The 21325-nt window shown below is 59.4% G+C and carries 26 protein-coding genes and 2 tRNA genes; 10 read left to right on the forward strand and 18 right to left on the reverse strand.

Annotation, left to right across the window (positions count from 1 at the left end; translation table 11 throughout):
- On the reverse strand, positions 1–809 hold an 809-nt coding region (locus tag NW834_RS07835), incomplete at its 3' end, for a DegT/DnrJ/EryC1/StrS family aminotransferase (protein WP_414426277.1).
- Positions 810–973: 164 nt separating this feature from the next.
- On the opposite strand from NW834_RS07835, the gene NW834_RS07840 reads away from it, so the two are divergent.
- Positions 974–1981 carry a glycosyltransferase family 9 protein gene (locus NW834_RS07840; RefSeq protein ID WP_414419825.1) on the forward strand — a complete coding sequence of 336 codons (1008 nt, stop codon included), beginning with the start codon at positions 974–976 and terminating at the stop codon, positions 1979–1981.
- Positions 1982–2214: 233 nt separating this feature from the next.
- Here the strand turns inward: NW834_RS07840 and NW834_RS07845 are convergent.
- The 5 genes from NW834_RS07845 to NW834_RS07865 all read right to left on the reverse strand — a co-directional run bounded on the left by NW834_RS07845 (position 2215) and on the right by NW834_RS07865 (position 5538).
- Positions 2215–2295: transfer RNA gene (locus NW834_RS07845), tRNA-Leu, on the reverse strand.
- An 83-nt stretch (positions 2296–2378) separates the two neighbouring features.
- Positions 2379–3269: a M23 family metallopeptidase gene (locus tag NW834_RS07850; RefSeq protein ID WP_414426278.1), complete on the reverse strand. Its 891-nt coding sequence runs from the start codon at positions 3267–3269 to the stop codon at positions 2379–2381.
- Between the two features lie 56 nt (positions 3270–3325).
- Positions 3326–4159: a biotin--[acetyl-CoA-carboxylase] ligase gene (locus NW834_RS07855; RefSeq protein WP_414419536.1), complete on the reverse strand. Its 834-nt coding sequence runs from the start codon at positions 4157–4159 to the stop codon at positions 3326–3328.
- A 12-nt stretch (positions 4160–4171) separates the two neighbouring features.
- Positions 4172–4804 (reverse strand): DUF3318 domain-containing protein, encoded by a 633-nt coding sequence (locus tag NW834_RS07860; RefSeq protein WP_011432111.1) that lies wholly within the window; start codon positions 4802–4804, stop codon positions 4172–4174.
- A 14-nt stretch (positions 4805–4818) separates the two neighbouring features.
- A complete protein-coding gene (locus NW834_RS07865; protein ID WP_414419537.1) occupies positions 4819–5538 on the reverse strand; it encodes a pyridoxine 5'-phosphate synthase in 720 nt (239 codons plus the stop codon).
- A gap of 168 nt (positions 5539–5706) precedes the next feature.
- On the opposite strand from NW834_RS07865, the gene NW834_RS07870 reads away from it, so the two are divergent.
- Positions 5707–6753, forward strand: coding sequence for a hypothetical protein (locus NW834_RS07870; RefSeq protein ID WP_414341703.1), 1047 nt, complete (start codon positions 5707–5709; stop codon positions 6751–6753).
- Positions 6754–6784: 31 nt separating this feature from the next.
- Here the strand turns inward: NW834_RS07870 and NW834_RS07875 are convergent, their stop codons facing one another.
- On the reverse strand, positions 6785–7120 hold the full coding sequence (locus tag NW834_RS07875) for a hypothetical protein (protein WP_414415624.1): 336 nt from the start codon (positions 7118–7120) through the stop codon (positions 6785–6787).
- Positions 7121–7281: 161 nt separating this feature from the next.
- Here NW834_RS07875 and lepB point away from each other — a divergent pair, with 161 nt between their 5' ends.
- Positions 7282–7968 (forward strand): signal peptidase I, encoded by a 687-nt coding sequence (lepB, locus tag NW834_RS07880; RefSeq protein WP_041436160.1) that lies wholly within the window; start codon positions 7282–7284, stop codon positions 7966–7968.
- A gap of 28 nt (positions 7969–7996) precedes the next feature.
- Here lepB and sds read toward each other — a convergent pair whose 3' ends face one another.
- Entirely contained in the window at positions 7997–8968 is a 972-nt protein-coding gene (gene sds / locus NW834_RS07885; RefSeq protein ID WP_041436149.1) for a solanesyl diphosphate synthase, read from the reverse strand.
- Between the two features lie 114 nt (positions 8969–9082).
- Between sds and NW834_RS07890 the strand changes: the two genes are divergently transcribed.
- Positions 9083–9478: a metal-sensing transcriptional repressor gene (locus tag NW834_RS07890; protein ID WP_414341707.1), complete on the forward strand. Its 396-nt coding sequence runs from the start codon at positions 9083–9085 to the stop codon at positions 9476–9478.
- A gap of 122 nt (positions 9479–9600) precedes the next feature.
- On the opposite strand, the gene NW834_RS07895 is transcribed toward NW834_RS07890, so the two are convergent.
- Positions 9601–10047 carry a TerB family tellurite resistance protein gene (locus tag NW834_RS07895; RefSeq protein ID WP_414350341.1) on the reverse strand — a complete coding sequence of 149 codons (447 nt, stop codon included), beginning with the start codon at positions 10045–10047 and terminating at the stop codon, positions 9601–9603.
- A gap of 262 nt (positions 10048–10309) precedes the next feature.
- Between NW834_RS07895 and rpsP the strand changes: the two genes are divergently transcribed.
- The 5 genes from rpsP (at position 10310) to cysQ (ending at position 13884) form a co-directional block, all read left to right on the forward strand.
- Entirely contained in the window at positions 10310–10789 is a 480-nt protein-coding gene (gene rpsP, locus NW834_RS07900) for a 30S ribosomal protein S16 (RefSeq protein WP_011432103.1), read from the forward strand.
- Positions 10790–10841: 52 nt separating this feature from the next.
- Complete coding sequence (locus NW834_RS07905) at positions 10842–11117, forward strand: KH domain-containing protein (protein ID WP_011432102.1); 276 nt, start codon at positions 10842–10844, stop codon at positions 11115–11117.
- Entirely contained in the window at positions 11114–12217 is a 1104-nt protein-coding gene (locus tag NW834_RS07910) for an ArsA family ATPase (RefSeq protein ID WP_414383712.1), read from the forward strand. Before NW834_RS07905 ends, NW834_RS07910 begins: the two co-directional genes overlap by 4 nt.
- A gap of 61 nt (positions 12218–12278) precedes the next feature.
- Positions 12279–13040, forward strand: a complete 762-nt coding sequence (gene hisF, locus NW834_RS07915) for an imidazole glycerol phosphate synthase subunit HisF (protein ID WP_414419538.1) — start codon at positions 12279–12281, stop codon at positions 13038–13040.
- A 16-nt stretch (positions 13041–13056) separates the two neighbouring features.
- Positions 13057–13884, forward strand: a complete 828-nt coding sequence (gene cysQ / locus NW834_RS07920) for a 3'(2'),5'-bisphosphate nucleotidase CysQ (RefSeq protein WP_414358359.1) — start codon at positions 13057–13059, stop codon at positions 13882–13884.
- Positions 13885–13896: 12 nt separating this feature from the next.
- On the opposite strand, the gene NW834_RS07925 is transcribed toward cysQ, so the two are convergent.
- Positions 13897–14361 (reverse strand): pentapeptide repeat-containing protein, encoded by a 465-nt coding sequence (locus tag NW834_RS07925; RefSeq protein WP_011432098.1) that lies wholly within the window; start codon positions 14359–14361, stop codon positions 13897–13899.
- Positions 14362–14610: 249 nt separating this feature from the next.
- On the reverse strand, positions 14611–15378 hold the full coding sequence (locus NW834_RS07930) for a PspA/IM30 family protein (RefSeq protein WP_011432097.1): 768 nt from the start codon (positions 15376–15378) through the stop codon (positions 14611–14613).
- 309 nt (positions 15379–15687) lie between these two features.
- Between NW834_RS07930 and NW834_RS07935 the strand changes: the two genes are divergently transcribed.
- Entirely contained in the window at positions 15688–16629 is a 942-nt protein-coding gene (locus NW834_RS07935; protein WP_414406494.1) for a phosphoribulokinase, read from the forward strand.
- A 110-nt stretch (positions 16630–16739) separates the two neighbouring features.
- Here NW834_RS07935 and NW834_RS07940 read toward each other — a convergent pair.
- The 7 genes from NW834_RS07940 to tsaB form a co-directional block, all read right to left on the reverse strand.
- Positions 16740–16811 (reverse strand) — tRNA-Val (locus tag NW834_RS07940).
- Positions 16812–16926: 115 nt separating this feature from the next.
- Entirely contained in the window at positions 16927–17241 is a 315-nt protein-coding gene (locus NW834_RS07945; RefSeq protein ID WP_414344235.1) for an antibiotic biosynthesis monooxygenase family protein, read from the reverse strand.
- 3 nt (positions 17242–17244) lie between these two features.
- Entirely contained in the window at positions 17245–17991 is a 747-nt protein-coding gene (locus NW834_RS07950) for a phosphoadenylyl-sulfate reductase (protein ID WP_414398981.1), read from the reverse strand.
- A 76-nt stretch (positions 17992–18067) separates the two neighbouring features.
- Positions 18068–18997, reverse strand: coding sequence for a metallophosphoesterase family protein (locus NW834_RS07955; RefSeq protein ID WP_414419539.1), 930 nt, complete (start codon positions 18995–18997; stop codon positions 18068–18070).
- Positions 18998–19382: 385 nt separating this feature from the next.
- Entirely contained in the window at positions 19383–19856 is a 474-nt protein-coding gene (gene accB, locus NW834_RS07960; protein ID WP_011432092.1) for an acetyl-CoA carboxylase biotin carboxyl carrier protein, read from the reverse strand.
- Positions 19857–19925: 69 nt separating this feature from the next.
- Entirely contained in the window at positions 19926–20483 is a 558-nt protein-coding gene (gene efp, locus NW834_RS07965; protein ID WP_414331123.1) for an elongation factor P, read from the reverse strand.
- 36 nt (positions 20484–20519) lie between these two features.
- On the reverse strand, positions 20520–21227 hold the full coding sequence (gene tsaB, locus NW834_RS07970) for a tRNA (adenosine(37)-N6)-threonylcarbamoyltransferase complex dimerization subunit type 1 TsaB (RefSeq protein WP_414406491.1): 708 nt from the start codon (positions 21225–21227) through the stop codon (positions 20520–20522).
- Between the last annotated feature and the right edge of the window lie 98 nt (positions 21228–21325).

Consider the following 21325-nt stretch of genomic DNA (forward strand, 5'->3'; position numbering starts at 1 on the left):
CCCTGCCGCCGCCAGTTCCACTCCCGCAGATAAGGCAACTTCACCGAGAGAATCACCGCCTGCAGCGCATCCAAACGACTGTTGAGACCCAAATGCTCGTGGTGGTACGGACGGGTCTGCCCATGCTCCCTGAGAGCCCGCACCCGACTGGCCAGTTGGGGATCCCGCGTCACCACCGCCCCCCCATCCCCAGCCGCACCCAGATTCTTGCTGGGAAAAAAGCTGAAGCAGCCCACCTCCCCCCAAGTGCCCACCGGCCTGCCCCCCCAGCAGGCCCCCACCGCCTGGGCACAATCTTCCACCACCGCCAAGCCGTGCCGCCGGGCAATAGCCAGAATCTGGGTCATGTTGGCCGCCTGCCCAAACAAATGCACCACCACCACCGCCTTGGTGCGGCAGGAGATGCTCCTTTCCAGCAGCTGCGGATCCAGGTTAAAGGTGCACGGATCCACATCCACAAACACCGGACGCGCCCCCACCCGGCTGATGGCGGCAGCCGAGGCAAAAAAACTAAAGGCACTGGTGAGCACCTCATCCCCCGCCTGGATGCCCAAAGCCTGCAAAGCCAACACCAAGGCATCGGTGCCGGAATTGCAGCCGACGGCCTCCAAAGAGCCACCCCCCAAAAACTGGGCAAACTGCTCCTCAAAGCGCTGCACCGCCGCCCCGCCGATGTACTGGCCAGAGGCCAGCAGCGCTTCCAGCTGCGGCTGCAACAGCCCGGCCAAAGCGCGGTACTGCCCCGTCAAATCCAGCAGCGGAATCGGCTCCTCCGTCATGGTGCTGCCTTTGGAGAAGGTGGCGGCCACAGCCCATCATCGCGGATGAGAGCCTGGGTAGACAACGCTCTGGGCCAGCAGGGGGCTGGAACCGGTCTGCCCAGCCTGTCCTGAAGGTCTGCAATCTGAGATAGAGTAAGCGCGGGATGTCCTGAGCCAGGGATCCCTGGATACAGCTTTCTACAGGATGCTTTATGCAGGCGGTTTCTCCAGCAGCTAAAGCCCCTTTGGCACCTCGGATTCTGGCTTTGGTGCCGGGCGGGATTGGTGACCAGATTTTGTTTTTCCCCGCCCTGGCCAGTTTGCGGCAGCGCTTTCCTGAGGCGGAGCTGGAGGTGCTGGTGGAGCCGCGGGCGGCGGCTGCCTACGAGGTTTGTCCTTCGGTGAGTCGGGTGCTGACTTTTCCGTTCAAAGAACAGCTGTCGTTGGGGGATCTCAGCGACCTGCTGGGGCGCATTCGGGAGCGGCAGTATGACGGGGTGCTGAGCCTGGGCCGAAGCTTGGGGGTCAAGCTGTTGTTGTGGCTGACCGGCATTCCCAAGCGGGTGGGCTATGCGCCGCCGGGGCCGGGGCGACCTTGGCTGACCGACCCGGTGCCCCTGAAGCCGGCCCAGTATGCGGCCCAGATGTACCACGACCTGGTGCAGGGGTTTGGCATTGCTGCGCCGGCGGGGTTGCCCCAGATTCGTCTGAAAAAAGCAGACCTGGAGTGGGCAGAGCAGGAACGCAAGCGCCTTTTGGGGGATGCCGCTCAAGATTATGTGCTGTTGCATCCGGGGGCCAGCCAGCTGTCGCAGGAGAAGGGAATTCAGAAGATCTATCCCTCTGCCAACTGGGTCAAGGTCATCAAGGGTTTTCGGGAGCAGCGGCCGGAGCTGCCGTTGGTGCTGGTGGTGGGGCCAGAGGATGAGCAGCTGGCGGAGGGCTTTCTGGCGCAACTGCCGGAGCTGCCGGTGAGCCGTCCTGTCCGGCTGGGGCAGCTGGCGGCCTTGATTGGGGGGGCAACGCTGCTGTTGTGCGCCGATAGCGCTCCCATGCATTTGGCGGTGGCGGTGCAGACGCCGCTGGTGGCGTTGTTTGGGCCCACCGACCCGCTGCGGTTGCTGCCTTCAGAGGGGCCGTTTCGGGCGGTCAAGGGGGCCGATGGGAAGGTGGAGTCGATTGCCCCCGAGCAAATTCTGCAGGTGATCTTTCCGGCCTAGAGCCAAGGTTTTCGTGGCAGCAACCCAGTCCAGTTTCTCTGCAGGCGGACCGAGAAGCCTTCTAGCCTGGGAGATGTGTCCCTGTCTGCTTTTAGCCAGCGGGAGAGCTTGCTTTGTCACCTTGGCTCTCCTAGGCTTGCTGGCGAGCGACCGTAAGGCAGTCAGCATTGCTGTTGACCGGGGGAACTTCTGCCCTCTTGGGGGAAAAGGGCTGGGGAAGTAGGGGATTCTCATGCGGACGAAGGGACTTGAACCCTTACGCCTTGCGGCACTAGATCCTAAGTCTAGCGCGTCTGCCGTTCCGCCACGTCCGCAAAACCTGCATGACCCAACTGGTTACCTGCGCCAGCATTCCAGTTGGAGCCCGCCCACCTATGCTAACCCAAGCCGGCTCTGGCTAACCCGGCAGCTGGGCAACAGCAACCTTCAGATCATCTGTGGCGTCCAGAACCACCCAACCTTGCCCCACCGCCCGCTTCCACAGCTCAAAGTGGAGGTGCGGCCCAGTTACCGCTCCGGTTGCCCCCACATAGCCGATGACGGATCCCCGCTCTACCACTTCCCCCGGTGTTACAGCAACTTCGGACATGTGGCCATAGCGAGTGCGCCGACCGCCGGCATGCTCCAGCACAACGGTGATCCCTAGACCCCCCAGGGATCCCGAAGTGACCACCTTGCCGCTTAAAGAGGCCAAGATCGGCGTGCCCATGCTGGCCCCCAAATCCACTCCAGCATGAAACTCCGGCTCTCCGCGGATGGGGTGAATTCGCATGCCAAATCCAGAAGTAATCGGCACCGGGTGAGGTAGGGGGTAGAGCAGTCGTTCGTCACCTGCCGCCAGTTCAGGCAACCTTGGCGTTTGCGGTTCAGGAGCTTGGGGCTGGCTGGGATCCTCGATGCGAATCTCTTGGCCGGGGGCGAGAATGATGCGGCGACCGGAGCTGCGTTCCATCAGCACCACCGGCACCCCACCTTCAGGCTGAGCATGGGGAACCCGGTCATGGTTCTTCTGGGGCTCAATCACGATCTCGCGGCCCATGACCGTCTCTGTGCGGGTTTCTGCCTCAAGGGTCGCAGGGCTGCCCTCTCCCAGGGGAATGGCTCCATCCAGCAGCAGGGCTGCTGCCCCAGGCGTGTCTAGGGCCGGTTCCACCATGGGCGGCGGGGGCAAAGGGGTTGGTTGGGTTTGGGCCAGCAGAGCAGTGGGATAAAACCAGAGCAGAGCCAGCCCCAGCTTCAGCCAAAAGCGCAGCCGCCGAGCTCGGGGGGAGAAAAGGCGCGCTGCCATAACCAAAAGCTTCATCACCGAGTTCAACACAGGCCACATAAAAAACACAAGAGAAATTACAGGCTATCGCCCGCCGGCATGTGATAGCTCAAGCGAACTTGGTCGGGTGTAAGCGTCCGGATGGATTGCTGCTGTTGCAGATGTCGCTCCCCTTGTGTTTGTACTCGCACCCTTCCATCCTCGGCAAGGCCCAAGATCGTGAGGCTAGTCCCCCTTTCGAGCCATTGGACTTGCGGCTTGACCATCCAGGCTTCGTACTCTGAGCGAACGGGGGCAAATCCCCCTTGCAACCAGACGTGGAATCCCCGCTCCATCCCCTGCAGAACCCAGCCGGCAATCTCGGTGCGGTCGAGTGAGCGGTGCAGAGGGGATCCCAAAATTTGGGCTAAGGTGATTGCCCCAATGGGAACGGGGTTGTTGACATTCACCCCCACACCGGCCACCAACCCCAGCAGTTGCCCGCTCCCCCCAAAGCGGCTTTGCACCAGGATCCCCCCCAGCTTGAGCAGAGAATCCGGGCGCTGCTCGTCCACCACCACCAAATCATTGGGCCATTTCAGCCGCAGCGGGATCCCAAGGTTTTGCCGTAAACGGCCCGCAATGCCCCAGCCCAAGGCCAGGGTCAGTTCCAGCAGCGAGTAATGCAAAGGCGGGGATCCCAGCCAAACGGACAGGTATAGTCCCCCCGGCTCCGAGTGCCACACCCGCCCATGTTGACCTTGCCCAGCCCGTTGGCGGGTGCTGACCAAAACTGTGCCCACCGGCAGCGGCTGTGGGAACCGACGGCCCCAGTCCAAGAGCAGCCGATTGGTGGAATCGGTCACCGCCACTTGCAGCAGATGGCGGCCCCACCGGCCCGCCTGGGATCCCAGCCGCGAGGGAGAAAGCATCTCTACCCGGGATTAGCTCAACACAATGTCTTCCGCCGGACGCTGGGCCAGCCGCTTGAGGTTTTGGTAGCGCAACATGTCCAGCAGATCATTGCCCGAGCGCCCCTCCAGACGGGCCTCCACATGCAGCGCCTGCCCTAGGGCCTCCACCGCCTGCAGCCGCGGGATCCCGCGCAACACCAGGCGATCCACCGCATAGGCGTCAGCAGCCAACAGACGACGGTCATTGGTTTGGTCGCGGCGCAACTGCCAGAGGGCCAAGCCACTCAAACCACCCGAAACGGTTGCTCCCACGGGATCCTGTTGTACGGCCTCGAAGATCAAGCTCAACCCCCCCAGAGCTGCTATGGCCAGGTAAAAGTCGATCTGCCGCGACACCGCCCGACTGTAGTAGCCCACCTTGTGCAGGAACAGCCCCGCCCGCTGCAGGGGGGTAAATTGCCGCCACTCGTAGGGCTTGATGAACAGCCGCATCTGCCGTTCCCAGGGCATTTGCCGACGGCCTTTGATCACCACCGTTTGCCGTTCCGAGGCGGGCAAGATCTTCACACTCTCCCGCATACTGGCTGGCAGCAGATCCAACAGGCGCTCAATCTCCGCCTGATCCAGAACGTAGTTTTCGTAGCCGTAGTATTCCGAGTTCATGCCGGGCCTGCTCCTCAGCTTAGTCCCATCGCCTGACGCATCTCTCGCACCGCCCGATCCAGCCCCACCAGCACCGCTCGACTGATAATGCTGTGGCCGATGTTCAGCTCCTCCATGCCAGGGATCCGCGCCACCGGGCCGACATTCCAGTAGGTAAGACCATGTCCCGCATTCACCCGCAAGCCCAGTTGAAGGGCCTGTTGGCTGGCCTTTTCCAGGTGGTCAAGTTCCACCTGCCGCTGAGCTGCGGATGAGGCTTCTGCATAGCGCCCCGTGTGGAGCTCCACCCAGCGGGCTCCCACTTGGGCAGCAGCGGCAATTTGGGTCGGATCTGGGTCGATAAACAAGCTGACGGGAATGCCGGATCCCTGCAGTTGGCCGACCACATCCCTGAGGCGCGACACCTGCCCCGCCACATCCAACCCACCTTCGGTGGTGATTTCCTCCCGCCGCTCAGGAACCAAAGTGACGTAGTCAGGCTTAATCTCCAGGGCAATCGCCACCATCTCCTCGGTGGCTCCCATCTCCAGGTTGAGGTGGGTGCGCACGGTTTGCCGCAGCAGCCGCACATCCCGATCTTGAATGTGACGGCGATCCTCGCGCAAGTGCACCGTAATGCCATCTGCCCCCGCCAGCTCGGCAATCACCGCTGCCGCTACCGGATCCGGCTCCACCGTGCGGCGTGCCTGTCGAAGGGTGGCAATGTGGTCGATGTTAACTCCAAGACTTAACAAGGCTTTACTGCTTTGGGTGTAGAGGAGAATACCCCTAGTATTACATTATTCAATTTACGCCGGTCAGATGAGCCAGGATGCCATGGGCCTCAGGCCGCGAGGGTGTAGGCTTTACTCTATGATCAGGTAGCGACGTCTCGCCTGTGCGGGATCCACTCCGGGCTTGCCATGACTGATCCAGATGCCTCTCTGGCGGTGGGACAACACTCCCTTGTTGACCGGGCGCGAGTGCCGGCCTTAATTGCCCAGTACTTGCCGGTGGAGATCTGCATTTACTACCAAGTCGTCCCCTTGGCCCTGGATACCGACAGCCTCATCTTGGGCATGGTGGATCCCCAGGATTTGGCGGCGTTGGACTATGTGAGCAAAATGCTGGCCTATTCCCAGATTTCCGTCCAGCCAATCCCTCTCACCGCTCAGCAGCAGCAGGATTTAATTGCCTACTACTTCAGCCATCCCCCCGACCCGGCAGAGGTGGAGCGGCTGCGCCTCCAGGCCCAAGCCAACCGGGTGACTCGGGAGGTTCCTGCTCCCGTGTCGGGGCCACCCACGCAGTTGAGGCCAACCCAGCCTCCGTCCGTCCCCGCCGACGAATCAGAAGAGACAGTGCAGCAGTTGCTCAACTCGATGCTGCGGCGGGCTTTGGATGAGAAAGCCGAGCAAATTTTCGTGGAACCTCAAGAGGGGCCTTCTTGTCGAGTGCGCTACCGCCAGCAGGGGATTTTGCGGGATCTGTTCAAAGATCTCTCCGAGTCCATACGGGCGAAGTTGATCACCGCCATGAAGCGGATGATGGCGCTGGATCCGGAGTTGATCGGGGAGCCGCAGCAGGCAGAGGTGGAGCGGATGTACCGGGGGGAGCCACTGGTGTTGCAGTTGCGCATCATCCCACAGCGCTCCAAAAGTGGCCAGACTGCCGCCTCTAGAGAAGGGGCCATCTTGAGCATCCTGCGAGGGGAAGCTCTCCAGAAATATCAACAAGGCCAGAATAACCTCCGCGTCTCTGAGACCCTAGCTTTGGCCCAACAGACCTATCAACTGCTGCAACAATTGCAAAGTGCTCTCAGCAACACAGTTGACAAGCTTAAGCAGTACCCCAGTCCGCCGCGGAGCGACTGGCCCCTGATGACGGAGGTGTTGGCAGCTATTCAAGCCCAAGCCCAGATGATCGCCATCCACCAGCAGGACTGGGAAAAACTCAATTCCGGCAGTTGACCCCCCAAAACCAGCCCCGAGCAACATCCCTTCAACGGGATCCCTCCCGCAGCAGCACCAAAATCACTCCGGCAATGATGCTGATGGTGGCACCGGCAATCAGGCTGGTGGCCAGACGTTCTAACCGTTCCCCAATGGTTTGTGAGGTGTCGAACTTAAAAGTGAGCTTTTCGACATCACCTGAGAGCTTTTCGACATCGCCCGAGAGCTTTTCAACCCGCTCCGAGAGTTTTTCGCTATCCCCTGAGAGCCGATCGATCCGCCTCAAAACTTCCTCTTGTTGTTGGGTGAGACGAGCTATTGCTTGGCTATTGGCCTCGACCAGGCGCTCGACTCGCTCTAGGCGCTCTTCTGTTGAAATCGTCATAGGGGCTAACAGTCGCGAGTACGGTACACCAGAATACCCATCCTATGCTATTGCCGGCTATTCGTCTCTCCGGCAGGGGTTTAATGGGAGGGCATCCCATTCTGCTGCCCTGGATTGGGTGCGGTAATCTTGAGATCGTGAAGTCTTGTTCGTTAGCTTCCATGCCGTCAAAAGATCCAACTCCTCTGCCCAAGCCCCAGTCGCCATCAGGGGAAACCCCTGCCAGCTCGGGATCCCGCAGCTGGTGGCAGGCGCAACGGGAAAACCTTCTGACGGTGGTGCTGGCTCTGTTGCTGGCCTTCGGCATTCGCACCTTTGTGGCAGAGGCGCGTTGGATCCCCTCCGATTCGATGCTGCCCACTCTGGAAGAAGGGGATCGGCTGGTGGTGGAAAAGGTCAGCTACCGCTTTGGTTCGCCCAGACGAGGCGATATTATTGTTTTCAACCCTCCCGCCAAACTGAACTTCGACGGGGCCTACATCAAGCGGGTGATCGGCCTGCCGGGAGATCGCATTCGCATCGCCAACGGTGAGGTCATCATCAACGGGATCCCGCTGCGGGAAGACTACATCTATGCCCCCCCCGACTATTCTTGCCCTGGCGAGCGCTGTCCTGGAGTTCCCAATCAGGGATCCGAATTCGTGGTTCCTCCCCGCTCCTATTTTGTGATGGGGGATAACCGCAACGACAGCCAAGACTCCCATGTGTGGGGTTTCTTGCCGGAAGAAAACATCATCGGCAACACCATTTTTCGCTTTTGGCCCCCAAATCGCCTACACTTTTTCGCCCCGCCAGAATATCCTGAGCTTCTTCCAGAGGCCCAAGTGTTGGGCAACACAGCCCGGTAGAAAGCCAGCTTGACCCTGTCGGGACTGCTCAGTGCAGCCGCTCCAGCACATAGTCCACCATCTGAAACAAAGCACGACGCGCCGCAGAGTCCGGCAGGCTATACAGCGCTTCGGCAGCCCGCTGGGCGTAGTCGCGGGCCAACTGACGAGAGCGTGGGATCCCTTCGCTTTGATACACCCACTCCAGGGCCTGCTTCAGGTCTTGCGGGTTGGACAGCTCCCTGAGAATGAGCTCTCGCATCTGGGGAAATTCCTCTAGGGCAAACAGAACGGGTGCAGTGAGGTTGCCCTGGATGAGGTCGGATCCCACAGGCTTGCCAAGCGTCTCTGCCGAAGCGGTGAAATCCAGCAGATCGTCGACAATCTGAAAAGCAATGCCCAGATCCCGCCCAAAATCGAACAGGCGATCCGCCACTTCCTCGCTAACCCCGCTCAGCAGGCCAGCAGCCTTGGAACTGCCGGACATGAGGGAGGCCGTTTTGTAGAAGCTCTTGGCCAGGTAGTCTTCCATCGACACATCCGGGTCGAAGCGGGTGAGGCTCTGGCGCACCTCTCCCTCCGGCAAATCCATGATTACTTTGGAAAGGAGCTTCACTACCTCCAGGTTGTCCAGATTGGCCAAGTACCAAGCAGCTTGGCCGAAGAGGTAATCCCCCGCCAGCACGGCTATCCGATTGTCGAAGAGGGTATTCACCGTATCGATGCCCCGTCGCACATCGGCAGCGTCGATGACATCGTCGTGAACCAGGCTGGCCGTGTGGATCATCTCAGTAATCTCTGCCAAGCGCCAATGCCGTGGGGTAATCTCTCCATCTGGAGTGGTGGCGCGGGCGATGAGGAGCACAATGGCTGGCCGGATCCCTTTCCCCCCCGCCGAAAACAGATGTTCGGCAGCCATGGCCAGAATGGGGTGCTTGGCACTGACCAACCGCGTCAGGTTCTGGCGTAAACGCTCCAGATCCGCTTCTACAGGGCCAAAGGGGGAGAGCACAGAGGTCATGGAGCCAAAGTATGAGAGGTTTTACAAAATTTCACATCTTTTTCTATTGTAGAGTACCCCATCGTTCTCGGGGAAAACCAAGCGGTATCATGCAGGCAGTCCTTTGCCCTTTTTATGTCGGATCCCGTCCCCCCACTTCGATCTCATTCCGTTCCACCGCTCCCTTCAGAACCCGATTGGGAGGAGGAGTGGGAGCTGGCGCTGGAAAAGCCGCCGCTGTCTGGGCGGGCCCAGCCTCACCATCATGATCCCCAGTCTCGGCGCAAGTTGACCAACCGCTTGGCTCGCATCGAAGGGCATGTGCGTGGGATCCGCTCCATGATCGAGCAGGATCAGCCCTGTCCAGATGTGCTGCTGCAAATTGCCGCCGTCAAGGGAGCGCTGGATCGGGTGGCGCGGCTAATTTTGGACGATCACATTCGCCACTGCATCCGCCATGCCATCGAGACCGGCAATATCGAAGTGGAGCTGGAGGAGTTGCAGCGGGCTCTGGATCGCTTTATCGGCTAAGTCTCAATGGCCAGATTTAACTTGATGAAAGTCTCCCCTTGCTTGGCTCAGGGGAACGCCAAGCGGGGCTGTCAATATCTGCAGCGGGGGCTGGCCGTTGTGATGCTGCCTAGTACCCCAGGTCATTCAGAAGGTTGGGGGGAGGGCTGGGTATAGCGCTCCAGCAGAGATGCGCTTTTGAGTTGCCACTGCAGTCCCATGAAGGCCCAGTCGATAAACTCGTTGATCTCCTCAGCGCTGAACTGCATGGCTTTGCCGATCTCGAAAATTAGCTCCTCTTCTTTTTCCACCAGCTGGCTATTCACCACCGCCATTGCTGCCAAATCCCGCAGGATCAAGGCCCCTGCCGCATTGCGCATGGGCGGGATCCCGCTGATATCCAAAGGTGCACCTGCTTCATCGGCCAGATAGGTTTGGGCCAGTGGCGCTTCGATGCCTACCCCTTCTGCGATTTGCATGAAGAAAGAGGTTTCTTCTTCGTCCAACTGGCCATCTACTCGGGCCACCGCGATCAGGGCCTTGAGGTAGAGCTGGCGCTGCTCGTCTGTCAAATCGGCGTAGTTGATCATGGGAGTTGCTGCTGAGTGTAGGGTTTTCTCTTCAACTCTGCCATGAAGGTTGCCTTCCAAACCGGGGTCGGACATTTTCCGGTCAAGTTCCAGTCAAGCAGAAAATCGCTTAAAATAAAAAGCCTGTGTCTACCGGCCAAACGCCAAAGGCTCGGAGCGAGGCTCTGGAGCTTCAGCAGGCTTGGCGGGTCTAGGCGAACTCTTTTTTGGATTTTTTGGATCTTTACAGCTTGCGGAGCGTCCCCCAAGGAGTGGATACCCCATGGTCAAATTGCGGCTCAAGCGCTACGGAAAAAAGCGGCAACCCAGCTATCGCATCATCGCCATTGAAAGTAAAAGCCGCCGTGAAGCCCGTCCGCTAGAGGAACTGGGTTACTATAACCCGCGCACCAAGGAGACGGTTTTGCAAACGGCAGGCTTGCTGAAGTGGTTGCGTTGTGGCGCTCAGCCCACAGAGACCGTGGACAGTCTCCTCAAAAAGGCCGGCATCTACGAGATGTTGAAAGCAGGGGAAGGCGGAGTGGTTGCCTCGATTCGCATCCCGGCCATGGCCAAGCCTGAAGCTGGGATCCCTGAGGCGGCAGAAGAGGCCCCTGCAACAGAATCCGTGGCCGAGGCTGAGGTCGCCGATGTTCCCGAGTCTGAATTGAGCGAAGCTGCCACTGAGACAGCAGCGGCAGAATTAAGTCCTCCAGAAGCTGAAGTTGAAAAGCCTCAGGTTGAGGAAGCGGTTGAGGCCTAGGGTCGGCTAAGCTTGGCTTGGCCAGTTGTTCCCTCCTGTCGTCTAGCTCTCTATGCCAGACTACAAGGCTCTCGCCCATCTTTTGATCGAACCGCTGCTCAGCAGCGCCTCTCTTCAAATGGATGTGGAAACCACCTGTGGCGGGCGAAAGGTATGGCTGCGGCTGGCCTTTGACCCGAAGGATCGGGGGCGGGTATTCGGGCGGGGCGGGCGCACCCTGCAAGCGATTCGACAGGTGATGATGGCCGCAGCTCAGTTGGCAGGTCAATCTCTGTACATCGATATCTACGGAGAGGCGGGAGAGCGGAATCGGGAGGAGCGGGAATGAGCCAAATTCTCACCTTTCTGGGCAAGGGGGGCACAGGTCGGAGCACCTTGGCCGTGGCGGCAGCTCGGGCCGCAGCCCAGCAGGGGCGGCGGGTGCTGTTGGTGGGCCATCAGGCGGGGCCGGGGCTGGAAATGCTTTTGGGCGGGATCCCGCTTTCCGGCGAGCCGGTGACCATTGCTGCCAACTTGAGCGTGGTGCAGTTGCGGACAACCCAGCTGCTGGAGCAGTTCTGGACGGCGGCCAAAGAGCTGGAAGCCCGATACGTGCGCACCCCCTTTTTCCGGGAGATCTACGGCCAGGAACTGGGGGTGTTGCCGGGCATGGATCAGGCCCTGGCCCTGGAAGCTCTGCGCCGTTACGATGCCAGCGGCCAATACGACTGCATTCTCTACGATGGGCCAGGGGATCTGACCACCTTGCGGGCCTTTGGGATCCCGGAGGTGGCCAGTTGGTACTGGCGGCGAGCCTCCCAAGCTTTTTTGGGATCCGACTTGGCCAAAACCCTGCGACCCTTTGCCGAGCCGTTGCTGCGTTCGGTGAGCACCGTGGAGTTTTCCTCTCTGGAGGATCTGCCGGAGCGGTTGGGGGGCATGACCAACCTTTTGGAGCAGGGACGACAGGCTATTGCCAATCCGCGCCGCGTGTTGGCCCACCTGGTGACCACCCCTGACCCGATGGCCGTGCAAACCGCCCGTTACCTTTGGGGGAGTGCTCAGATGGTGGGGCTGACGGTGGGTGGCCTCTGGGTTACCCCTCTGGCTCCGGGAGAGGTCTCGGCCGCCGATTTTTTCCCGCTGACACTACGAACACTCCCCCTGCGTCAGGGATCCGATTGGTCGGCTTTGGAAGCGGCAGTAGGAGGGATGTTCGCTGTGCCGGATGTGCCGCCGCCCGTGGCCATCGACGAGGGAGCCCGTACAGTCAAGCTGTTTATTCCCGGCTTCAGCAAGGCCCAAATCGAGCTGAGCCAGTCGGGCCCGGAGCTGACCATTACCGCCGGGGATCAGCGGCGCAATTTGTTCTTGCCCCCCAGCTTGGCAGGTCGGCAGGTGACTGGGGCCAAGTTTCAAGAACCCTTCCTGGTCATCAGCTTCGGCTAAAACGATCCCCAGTTGTTCCCCTCTGTTCGCGTTAGCGGTATGGAGTCCTTGGGAGAGAGCGATGTTGGCCAAACGGATCATTCCCTGTCTGGATGTGGCGGCGGGGCGCGTGGTGAAAGGGATCCAGTTTGTGCAATTGCGGGATGCCGGGGATCCGGTAGAGCTGGCCCAGGCTTACGATCAGGCAGGAGCCGATGAGCTGGTCTTTTTGGACATCACCGCCACCCACGAAGAGCGGGAGATCTTGCTGGAGGTGGTGCGGCGCACCGCAGAGCAGGTGTTCATTCCCCTCACGGTGGGAGGGGGGATCCGCGATCTGGAGGGGATCCGACAACTGCTGCGGGCCGGGGCGGACAAGGTCAGCCTCAACTCGGCAGCGGTTCGGGATCCTGATCTCGTGGCTCAGGCCAGCCGCTGGTTTGGATCCCAGTGCATTGTGGTGGCCATTGATGCTCGCGCCAAGCCGCAGGGAGGGGGATGGGAGGTATACGTGCGCGGGGGGCGGCAGCCGACGGGCCTGGACGCGGTGGAGTGGGCCAAAAGCGTGGCCGAACGGGGGGCAGGGGAGATCTTGCTCACCAGCATGGACGCCGATGGCACTCAAGCAGGCTATGACCTCGAGCTAACCCGGCGGGTGGCCGAGGCGGTGTCGGTGCCGGTGATCGCCTCTGGGGGTGCAGGAGCGTGTGCCCACATCCGCCAGGCTCTGCAGGAAGCGGGAGCAGAAGCAGCGCTGTTGGCTTCTCTGTTGCACTACGGCCAGTTAACGATTGCCCAAATCAAAGCCGACTTGGCCGCCCACGGCATTCCGGTGCGTTGCTAACTCTGCGAGGGATCCTATGCAAGCTCAGGATCTGGCCGCTCTCTTGCCCAAGGTAAGTCGGCTGGCGGAGGCGGCAGGACAGGCTATTTTGCCCATCTACAGACAGGAGCAGCTTCAGGTAAGGGCCAAGGCGGATGCCTCTCCCCTTACAGAGGCGGATCTGGCCTCCCACCACCTGATCCTGCAAGGCTTGCAAGACCTGACCCCAGGGATCCCGGTGCTCTCGGAAGAATCGGGCGGGATCCCTTACCCAGAGCGGCAACAGTGGGAGCGGTTTTGGCTGGTGGATCCCTTGGATGGCACCCGAGAGTTTATCGGGCGCAACGGCCAGTTTACGGTGAATATTGCTCTCATCGAGGAAGGGATCCCCATCCTGGGGGTCGTCCATGCCCCAGCTCTGGGCCTCACCTACGCGGCTGCGCAAAAGCTGGGGGCCTGCAAGAGGGAAAGGACTCCGTCCTGCGTTCACGAACAGCCCATCCGCACCTGCCCTTACGCCCAAGAACCCCTACAAGTGGTGGCCAGCCGTTCCCACAGCAACCCGGAGACGGAGCAGTTCCTCGAGCGGCTGCGGCAGCGCTGTGGCTCTCTGGAAGTGAAGTCTGTGGGCAGTGCCCTAAAGCTTTGCCTTGTGGCCGAAGGATCTGCCCATCTCTACCCTCGCTTCGGCCCCACCATGGAGTGGGATACTGCCGCTGCCCAGTGCATTGTGGAGCAGGCGGGGGGAAGGGTTACCGATCTGGCAGGGGATCCCTTGCGCTACAACAAGCCCGACCTGCACAATCCATCCTTTGTGGCGGCTGCCGAAGGCATGGCCCAACTGTGGCAGAACCTGATCCCCTGAGGGAAGCTCCGGCTACATGCCCATCTCCGTAGGGTTAAAGCCATCCGGGAACTTGGTGTACTCGTCGTAGAGGGCACCGCGAAAATGGGTGTTGGTGATGATGGCTCCGCGCAGATCGGCCCCAATTCGCAAATCGGCCCGGTTCAGCTCGGCTTCGCTGAGGTCGGCCCTGAGCAGCTTGGCTCGGTAGAGGTTGGCCCCCCGCAAGTCTGCCTTCACCAACTTAGCCCCAATCAGGTTCACCCGTCGCAGCTTGGCTCCGCGCAGGTCGGCTCCCGAGAGATCCGCTCCCGACAAATCCGCCTCGCGCAAATCTGCCCCACTCAAGTCGGCATCCCGTAGGATAATGCCCTTCAAATTCGCGCCACTCAACTGCGCTCCACTCAGGTTGGAGCCCGAAAAATCCCGTTGGCCAGACGCATAAGCCTGCAACAGTTGCTTGGCATCCAAGAGAGGCTTGATACTTGCTGTTGTCATCGCTGTTTGTTCTCTCACAAAACCGTAGGCAAACTAACCCCAGCCCTGCCGGAAGCAGGCTGTGACCCTTTCGCAGGTTGATTACCCTCTGGGGATCCCTGCCACTCGAGGTGGAACGCTTTACTGACAGACTTTGCCCTGCTGGTCGGCAGAAGGGCTGTCAGAGTTCTTGTTGGTTAGCTTACCACCCCCCGGCCCAAACTCAGCCCGGCAAGCCTTGAGAGTCGGAGAAGAGCGACATTCCGCCTGTTAGAGCTGGTCAATCTCCTTGCGCAAATTTTCCAACTCCAGATCGACCTCGCTCTCACTTGCGGTGGAAGGTTGGCCTGAGGACTTTGACCCTCCAGAGGGCAACTGACCCTGGATCGACGCCTTGAGCATCAGCAGCTCGTGATCTACATCCGAGCCACCCGCCTCCAAAGCGGCAAACTGGTTTTCCAAATTGTCTACCGCCAGCTCGGCTACTGCCGCCGACTGGGCCTCCAGGGAGTTCACCTTCTCCTCCATACGCTCAAAAGCAGCAAAGGCGCTTGTGGCGTCCACCCGCCCGATAACCTGATTGATTTGCTGGGAAGCCTTGGCGGCGCGGGCGCGAGCGATGAGCATGTCCTTTTTGGTCTTGGCCTCAGCGATCTTGCTCTCCAGCTTGGTCATGTTGGACTTCAGGATCTCCACCTGCTTAGTCTGCTCATCCAACTGCCGCTTCAGGCTTTGGGCAGTCTCGGCAAAGGTTTTCTTGCGCACCAGCGCTTCCCGAGCCAAAGCTTCGTTGTTGTTGCGCAGGGCCAACTCGGCGCGTCTTTGCCACTCATCAACACTCTGCTGTGCTTGCTCATACTGCCGCTCTATCCGCTTCTGGGCAGCAATGGCCTGGGCAACCGCTTGCCGCATCTGGTAGTGATCCTCAGACATGTCCTGAATGGTCTGGTTCAGGATTTTCTCCGGATCCTCGGCGCTGCTGACCAGCGCATTGATATTGGATCTAATGATTCGGCTGACCCGATCGAACAATCCCATCGGTTGCTTCCCCCTCTAGCGGTCTGACCTAATGCTACCCTTGCTGCTTTGATGCCTTCCAGTGCTTCTACTCCAGTATCTTCCAGTGCTTCTACTCCAGTATAGGGATCCATAGGGCTCCGCTGAAAAAAGCTGTAACGTTCTCTTGCCCCAATACCCTCCAGAGCCGATAATGCTTGCTTAACTTCGTTTGCTGACCGACAATCCCTGTTCTCTGATCGGGGCCATCCGCAGGTCGAAACGAAGTTGAGTTTGGCCGGTGTTGTTGGGAGTTCTCCGCCCCAGGTTCACGATTCAGGAGAGGGATCCGTGGCTCAGCGCCCGATTATTCTGGGTATTGTTGGCGATAGTGCTGCTGGGAAGACCACCCTTACCCGCGGCATTGCCCAAGTCTTGGGGGAAGAAAACGTCACTGTCATCTGCACCGACGACTACCACCGCTACGACCGCAAACAACGCGCTGAACTGGGGATTACAGCCCTCCATCCCGACTGCAACTACCTGGATATCGTTCAGCAGCACCTGACGCTCTTGCGCACCGGCCAGCCGATCCTAAAGCCCGTCTATAACCACAGCACCGGCACCTTTGACCCGCCAGAGTATGTCAAGCCCAACAAATACGTGATTGTCGAAGGGCTGCTGGGCTACTTTACCCGTGGTATGCGGGATAGCTACGATGTCAAGGTTTATTTGGCTCCCCCAGAACATTTACGAGCCCTTTGGAAGATTAAGCGGGACACCCGCAAGCGCGGATATACCGAAGAGCAAGTGCGAGAAGAGCTCAAAAAGCGCGAACCCGATTCAGAAGCTTTTATTCGTCCACAGCGCCAATGGGCCGATGTGGTGGTCACCTTTTACCCGCCCCAAGAGGGATCCAACCAAGACGAGGTATTGCTAAATGCGCGCCTGGTGCTGCGCCCCACCATTCCTCACCCAGATTTTTGGCAAATCCTCAATGCCCGCGACAGTCACCTCAGCTCTGCCATTCGTTTGGATTTGGATCGGGATATGGGCAAGCCCGTCGATGTTTTGCAGATTGATGCCCATGCTACGGCCAGCCAAGTGATTGAGCTGGAGCGGATGCTCTGCAACGAAATCCCTTACCTGGGCAAGTTCTGTAGCTTAGAGGGAAACCCCAATATCGGCCAATTGATCGGCACCACCGGCGAGCTGCTCCAGAGCTATCCCCTGGCTTTGACTCAGTTGCTGATCACCTACCACATGTTAAAAGCGGCCAACATCTACCAATAGAGTCCGTGGCGGCGAGGAATCCCCAGTTTCACAGGATCTGCAGGGGAGGGCTAGGCTCAGCACTGTAACCTGATCCTGGAGCAAACCTTTGTCAGCTTCTGTCAAGGACATGGGCTGTGCTGGAATTGAACCAGCGGCTCCCACCGTGTCAAGGTGGTACTCTACCACTGAGTTAACAGCCCCTACGAGCGATGCCGCTGTGCATCTGCCTGAAGGCCGGAAACAAATAATATCACATCTTAACCTGTCCCATTGGGGTCAACCTAGGTGGAGAGTGGACAGGTGCCCTATTTCAAATCAAAAAGGGGATCCGGTCAGCAACTGGTAGTGCAGCACCTGGGGTGGCCGAGCAAAGTAGGGCCCGATGAGGGCACGCCAGCGGACAAAGTTTTCCGATTGGCGAAAGTTGACCAGATGGGCCTCTAGGGATCCCCACTGAACGAGCAGCAGGTATTGCTGAGGGTGCTCCAGACAGCGCTGCAGTTGGTGCCCTTGGTAGCCGTCGGTCTGCTGCAAATAGATGAAAGCTTGAGCGATGGCGGCTTCAAAGGCGGCTTCAGAGCCGGGGGTAATTTCAAACTGAGCCACCTCAAGGATGGAGGAAGCAGTCATGGGTTAGGTATGCAGGCCACATTCGGTCTTGCTTGTGCCCTTCCAGCGTCCAGAGCGGGGATCCGCCCCTGGCTCAACAGGTGCAGTGCAGTGGATGCAGCCGATGCTGGGGTAGTGGCGATCGTGCAGGGGGTTGTAAGGGATCCCGTGGTCAAGGATGTATTTCCAAACTTGGCCATTTGTCCAGTCAGCCAGCGGGTTGAGTTTGAGGCGGTTGCGCTTGCCGTCCCACTGCACCTTGCCGATATCGGCGCGGGTGGGGGATTGTTCCCGACGCATCCCTGTAATCCAAGTGGTGCAACCGGCCAGAGCACGATTCAAGGGCTCCACCTTGCGGATGTTGCAGCAGAGGTCGGGGTTAGAGCGATACAGTTCTGGCCCGTATTGAGCTGCCTGCTCTTCCGGGGTAAGCAAGGGCTTGAAGATCTGCAGTTGCAAGTGGGGGTAGCGCGCCAACACCTGCTCCCGCAGTTGTAGGGTTTCCGGGAAGTGAAAATCGGTGTCCAGAAAAAAAGCGCGAACACGGGGGTTAATCGCCGTGAGCAGATCGATCAGCACTAGGTCTTCCGGGCCAAAGCTACAGGCCAGCACCAGCCCATCTCCAAATTCTTCAACCGCCCAGGTGAGCAGGTCGCTTGCCGACAAAGGCTCAAACCGTTCGCTCAGGGACGCCACTTGAGGTTGATACTGCTCCCGCAGCGCTTGAGCCGCCAGCTCCCAGCGGCTAGAAGGAGAAAGGCTTGCTGTCATAGGGGGAAGACACCGAACTCGACGATTTTTGCTTTTTTTAATCTACACTAATTCGGTCAAGCTTTAGGGGTTTTGATTACCAGGCGGCAGCAGGCAGAGGGAGAGAGCGGGATCCCTTGGCCCGGAGAGGGATTTGTCCCCAGCGATCCCGTCGGATCCCCATCACCAAGCCGTGCCAGAGGGGGCTGGGATCCAATGCCGGCAACTTAACCCAGTGGTAGCGCAACACCCCTCGCCGTGGGTTCACCTCCAGCTCAAACACCCGCAGAGCCGAAACCGGCCCCACCAGAGGAGGTGCTGTCAGGTAGGGGATCCCATCGCGGACATACACCTTCGGCACATGCAGGTGGCCACTCAGCACCGCCACCACCCGTCCGTGACGGGCCAAGAGAGCGTGTAGCGCCGAGGCTGGTTCGCTGAGGAGCCGGTACTTGCGAAACAAAACCGCGTCCATTTGAGTGGGAGCAATGAAGGGCGGCTGATGGATCAGCAGGATCAGCCATTCTTCCGGCACCGTTTGCAGATGTTCGCCCAGCCAGTGCAGTTGGGAGGGGCGGAGCACGCCCTGAGGCAAAGGGAAGCGTCCCAGGCTGGCGTCGAGGGCAATCAAGCGGATCCCGGGCAGAGGGGAAAGGCTGTAATCGACGTAACCGGTGGGAGCCGGGGACAGGGGAAATTGGCTTTGGCACCAACGGATAAACTGATCTCGGTTGAAGCGTCCCTTTCTCCCTAGGGTGTCGATATCGTGGTTGCCCAGGCTGAGGTAATAGGGCACCCGCAGTTGGGCAACAATCTCCTGGAAAGATTGAAAGCTCTCCGGATCCGCTTGATCCACCAAATCCCCGGTAAACACCACGAAGTGCAGATCGGGCACCTGGTTGAGATGGGCAACGGCGGCTTCCAACTGGCGGCGAGGGGAATCCGACATCCACCAACAGCGGCACCCCGTCTCGGGCATCAGGTGGACATCTGAGACTTGAGCAAAGCAAATGCGTTGGGTTGCCATTGTTTAGGTACTTATTCACACCTCACGCCCGCATCATAGTCAATGAGGGACCGGGGGGCTATGGGCTTCTCTTAACCTCAGCTGGGAGCCATCGGCAACTGGGGCACAGGTAGGGCTGTGAAAGGGGCGCGCAGACTGGTCAAATTGGTCTGAGAGGGTTTCCCAGGCTGTCACCCCCAACTTTTCTCCCAGCAGGATGGATTGAATGGATTGATGAGTAGCAAAGCGGTCTGTACCCTTTGCTCCATCCCATACTTCCCGGCTCTGGAAAACTGCCGGATACAGCGCTTCAACACCGACCACATCCCCTCAATCCGATTCAACTCTGGTGTATACACAGGCAAGGGAGATTGGGTTGCCAAAATCCGGTTTACCCCCTTGCCCATCAAGCCGTGGGATCCAACCGCATCAACACCTGCCCAAACTCCACCGATTGCCCATTGCTCACCAAAATCTCGGTCACCACGCCTGCCGCTTCGGCCTCGATCTCGTTCATCAGCTTCATGGCCTCGATGATGCACAGGGTTTGGCCCTTGTTCACCCGTTGGCCAACCCGCACAAAGTCAGGTTCACCTGGAGCTGGGGCGCTGTAGAAAGTGCCCACCATTGGTGACGTCACGTCTATCCAATGGCTGGGGGTGGATTTGGGAGCAGTGGGAGGAGGGGGCGCTTCTGCAGGAGCAGGAGGAGGCGCAGAGGAGACAATAACCGGACTGGCGGGGGTGGAGGAGAGCTCAGTCGGGATCCCTTTGCGCAAGGTGAGGCGAAAATCTTTGAACTCCAGAGTTAGCTCGGTAACATCGCTCTCTTGCAGAGCGGCCAGGAGAAGACGAATTTCCTGCCAATTGACAACATCCAAGGGAAGGTTCACTCCTGATGCATCACCTGTCCACAACAGAAATCCATAACCGAAAAGGAGAGGGAGAACTCACTCCCGGCCCAGATAGGTGTCGGTGCGGGTATCGACCCGAATCCGTTCTCCAACCTTGATGAACAAAGGCACCTGGATCTCAGCACCGGTCTCCAGCTTGGCCGGCTTGGTTCCCCCAGTGGCGGTATCTCCTTTCACCCCTGGATCTGTTTCCACCACTTCCAGAACAACGGTGTTGGGCAGCTCCACATCGATCACCTGCCCATTCCAGCGCAAGATTGACACTTGCATGTTTTCTTTCAGATATTTCACGGCGGAGCCAATTTGGGCGGCGGTAATTGGAGCCTGCTCATAGGTCTCCATGTCCATAAACACCAAGTTGTTCCCTTCCGCGTAGAGATACTGCATCTCGACTTTTTCGATGGTGGCTGCGGGCAGGGTTTCACCGGCGCGGAAGGTTTTCTCCACAACGTTGCCAGTCTGCATGTTTTTGAGCTTAGTGCGCACAAAGGCTGCCCCCTTGCCGGGTTTCACATGCTGGAACTCGATCACCTTGTAGGGAGCTCCGTCAACTTCTACAGAGACGCCAGGGCGCAAATCGTTGCTTGAGATCATGTCAGCAGAGGGATCCGTTGCTTAGACTTCCCAATCTTACCGTGACGATGGGGCACTCCGTTCGCGCTGGGGAGGCGGAGTCCGATTCAGCCCTCTGAGATCAATCGGGGGCTGGCGACCGTAGAGGGGCAGCACCTCCTGCCACTGAGGGCGCAACCCGGCCCGAAAATCGGCGCGGGCCAATTCTGCCAACGCCACCACAGGTGCAGGATCCACAAAATCGGCGGCATTCACGGATAGAGCTTGCGGCCACTGTCGGAGAGTTGCCTGCCAAGCCTCTTCCTCCCAGAGCCGATCGGCCGCTTCTGCAGCGACACCCTCTTCTGTCACCCGATACACGCCGCCATACCACTCTTCTCGTTTGGCGTCCATCTGCACCGCCACCGTCAAGGGCTGGGGCGGGGATCCCTGCCAGATCCACACATGGCGGGCGAGGACGGCCAAAGCCGAGTAGCCAAACACGGGAATGCCCAGTTGCTGGCCCAGCAGACGGGCCACGCTCACCCCCAAACGGCTGCCCGTAAAGCTGCCCGGCCCCAAAGCTACAGCGATCCCAGCTATCTGCGACCAAGCTTGACCGGCCAAGAAGACTTTCAAGCAGGGGTGCAACTGCGCTGCCATCTCCCGATCCAGCCACCAGCTCTGACTGCGGGTTTCTCCCAACCCTTGCTCCAACGGCAGCAGGGCCAGGCCCAAAACGGGCGTGGTGGTGTGGATCCCTAAAATCCAGCGGGCAAGCGACATGGCCTCTCTCAGGATCAAAAAAGGTAGTTGACGAAACTTAACGGATGTTTTAAGTTTAGGTTGTCAATCTTCGCGCTTCCTTAGGGAAGTTTGTCCTC

The sequence above is a fragment of the Synechococcus sp. R60.1 genome, assembly GCF_047461835.1.
Classification (GTDB): domain Bacteria; phylum Cyanobacteriota; class Cyanobacteriia; order Thermostichales; family Thermostichaceae; genus Thermostichus.

Bases quoted from the DNA above. Each gene is read 5' to 3' on its own strand.
- NW834_RS07840 (WP_414419825.1), top strand. From the start codon at position 974: ATGCAGGCGGTTTCTCCAGCAGCTAAAGCCCCTTTGGCACCTCGGATT.
- NW834_RS07850 (WP_414426278.1), bottom strand. From the start codon at position 3,269: ATGGCAGCGCGCCTTTTCTCCCCCCGAGCTCGGCGGCTGCGCTTTTGG.
- NW834_RS07855 (WP_414419536.1), bottom strand. From the start codon at position 4,159: ATGCTTTCTCCCTCGCGGCTGGGATCCCAGGCGGGCCGGTGGGGCCGC.
- NW834_RS07860 (WP_011432111.1), bottom strand. From the start codon at position 4,804: ATGAACTCGGAATACTACGGCTACGAAAACTACGTTCTGGATCAGGCG.
- NW834_RS07870 (WP_414341703.1), top strand. From the start codon at position 5,707: ATGACTGATCCAGATGCCTCTCTGGCGGTGGGACAACACTCCCTTGTT.
- NW834_RS07875 (WP_414415624.1), bottom strand. From the start codon at position 7,120: ATGACGATTTCAACAGAAGAGCGCCTAGAGCGAGTCGAGCGCCTGGTC.
- lepB (WP_041436160.1), top strand. From the start codon at position 7,282: ATGCCGTCAAAAGATCCAACTCCTCTGCCCAAGCCCCAGTCGCCATCA.
- sds (WP_041436149.1), bottom strand. From the start codon at position 8,968: ATGACCTCTGTGCTCTCCCCCTTTGGCCCTGTAGAAGCGGATCTGGAG.
- NW834_RS07890 (WP_414341707.1), top strand. From the start codon at position 9,083: ATGTCGGATCCCGTCCCCCCACTTCGATCTCATTCCGTTCCACCGCTC.
- NW834_RS07895 (WP_414350341.1), bottom strand. From the start codon at position 10,047: ATGATCAACTACGCCGATTTGACAGACGAGCAGCGCCAGCTCTACCTC.
- rpsP (WP_011432103.1), top strand. From the start codon at position 10,310: ATGGTCAAATTGCGGCTCAAGCGCTACGGAAAAAAGCGGCAACCCAGC.
- NW834_RS07905 (WP_011432102.1), top strand. From the start codon at position 10,842: ATGCCAGACTACAAGGCTCTCGCCCATCTTTTGATCGAACCGCTGCTC.
- NW834_RS07910 (WP_414383712.1), top strand. From the start codon at position 11,114: ATGAGCCAAATTCTCACCTTTCTGGGCAAGGGGGGCACAGGTCGGAGC.
- hisF (WP_414419538.1), top strand. From the start codon at position 12,279: ATGTTGGCCAAACGGATCATTCCCTGTCTGGATGTGGCGGCGGGGCGC.
- cysQ (WP_414358359.1), top strand. From the start codon at position 13,057: ATGCAAGCTCAGGATCTGGCCGCTCTCTTGCCCAAGGTAAGTCGGCTG.
- NW834_RS07925 (WP_011432098.1), bottom strand. From the start codon at position 14,361: ATGACAACAGCAAGTATCAAGCCTCTCTTGGATGCCAAGCAACTGTTG.
- NW834_RS07930 (WP_011432097.1), bottom strand. From the start codon at position 15,378: ATGGGATTGTTCGATCGGGTCAGCCGAATCATTAGATCCAATATCAAT.
- NW834_RS07945 (WP_414344235.1), bottom strand. From the start codon at position 17,241: ATGACTGCTTCCTCCATCCTTGAGGTGGCTCAGTTTGAAATTACCCCC.
- NW834_RS07950 (WP_414398981.1), bottom strand. From the start codon at position 17,991: ATGACAGCAAGCCTTTCTCCTTCTAGCCGCTGGGAGCTGGCGGCTCAA.
- NW834_RS07955 (WP_414419539.1), bottom strand. From the start codon at position 18,997: ATGGCAACCCAACGCATTTGCTTTGCTCAAGTCTCAGATGTCCACCTG.
- efp (WP_414331123.1), bottom strand. From the start codon at position 20,483: ATGATCTCAAGCAACGATTTGCGCCCTGGCGTCTCTGTAGAAGTTGAC.
- tsaB (WP_414406491.1), bottom strand. From the start codon at position 21,227: ATGTCGCTTGCCCGCTGGATTTTAGGGATCCACACCACCACGCCCGTT.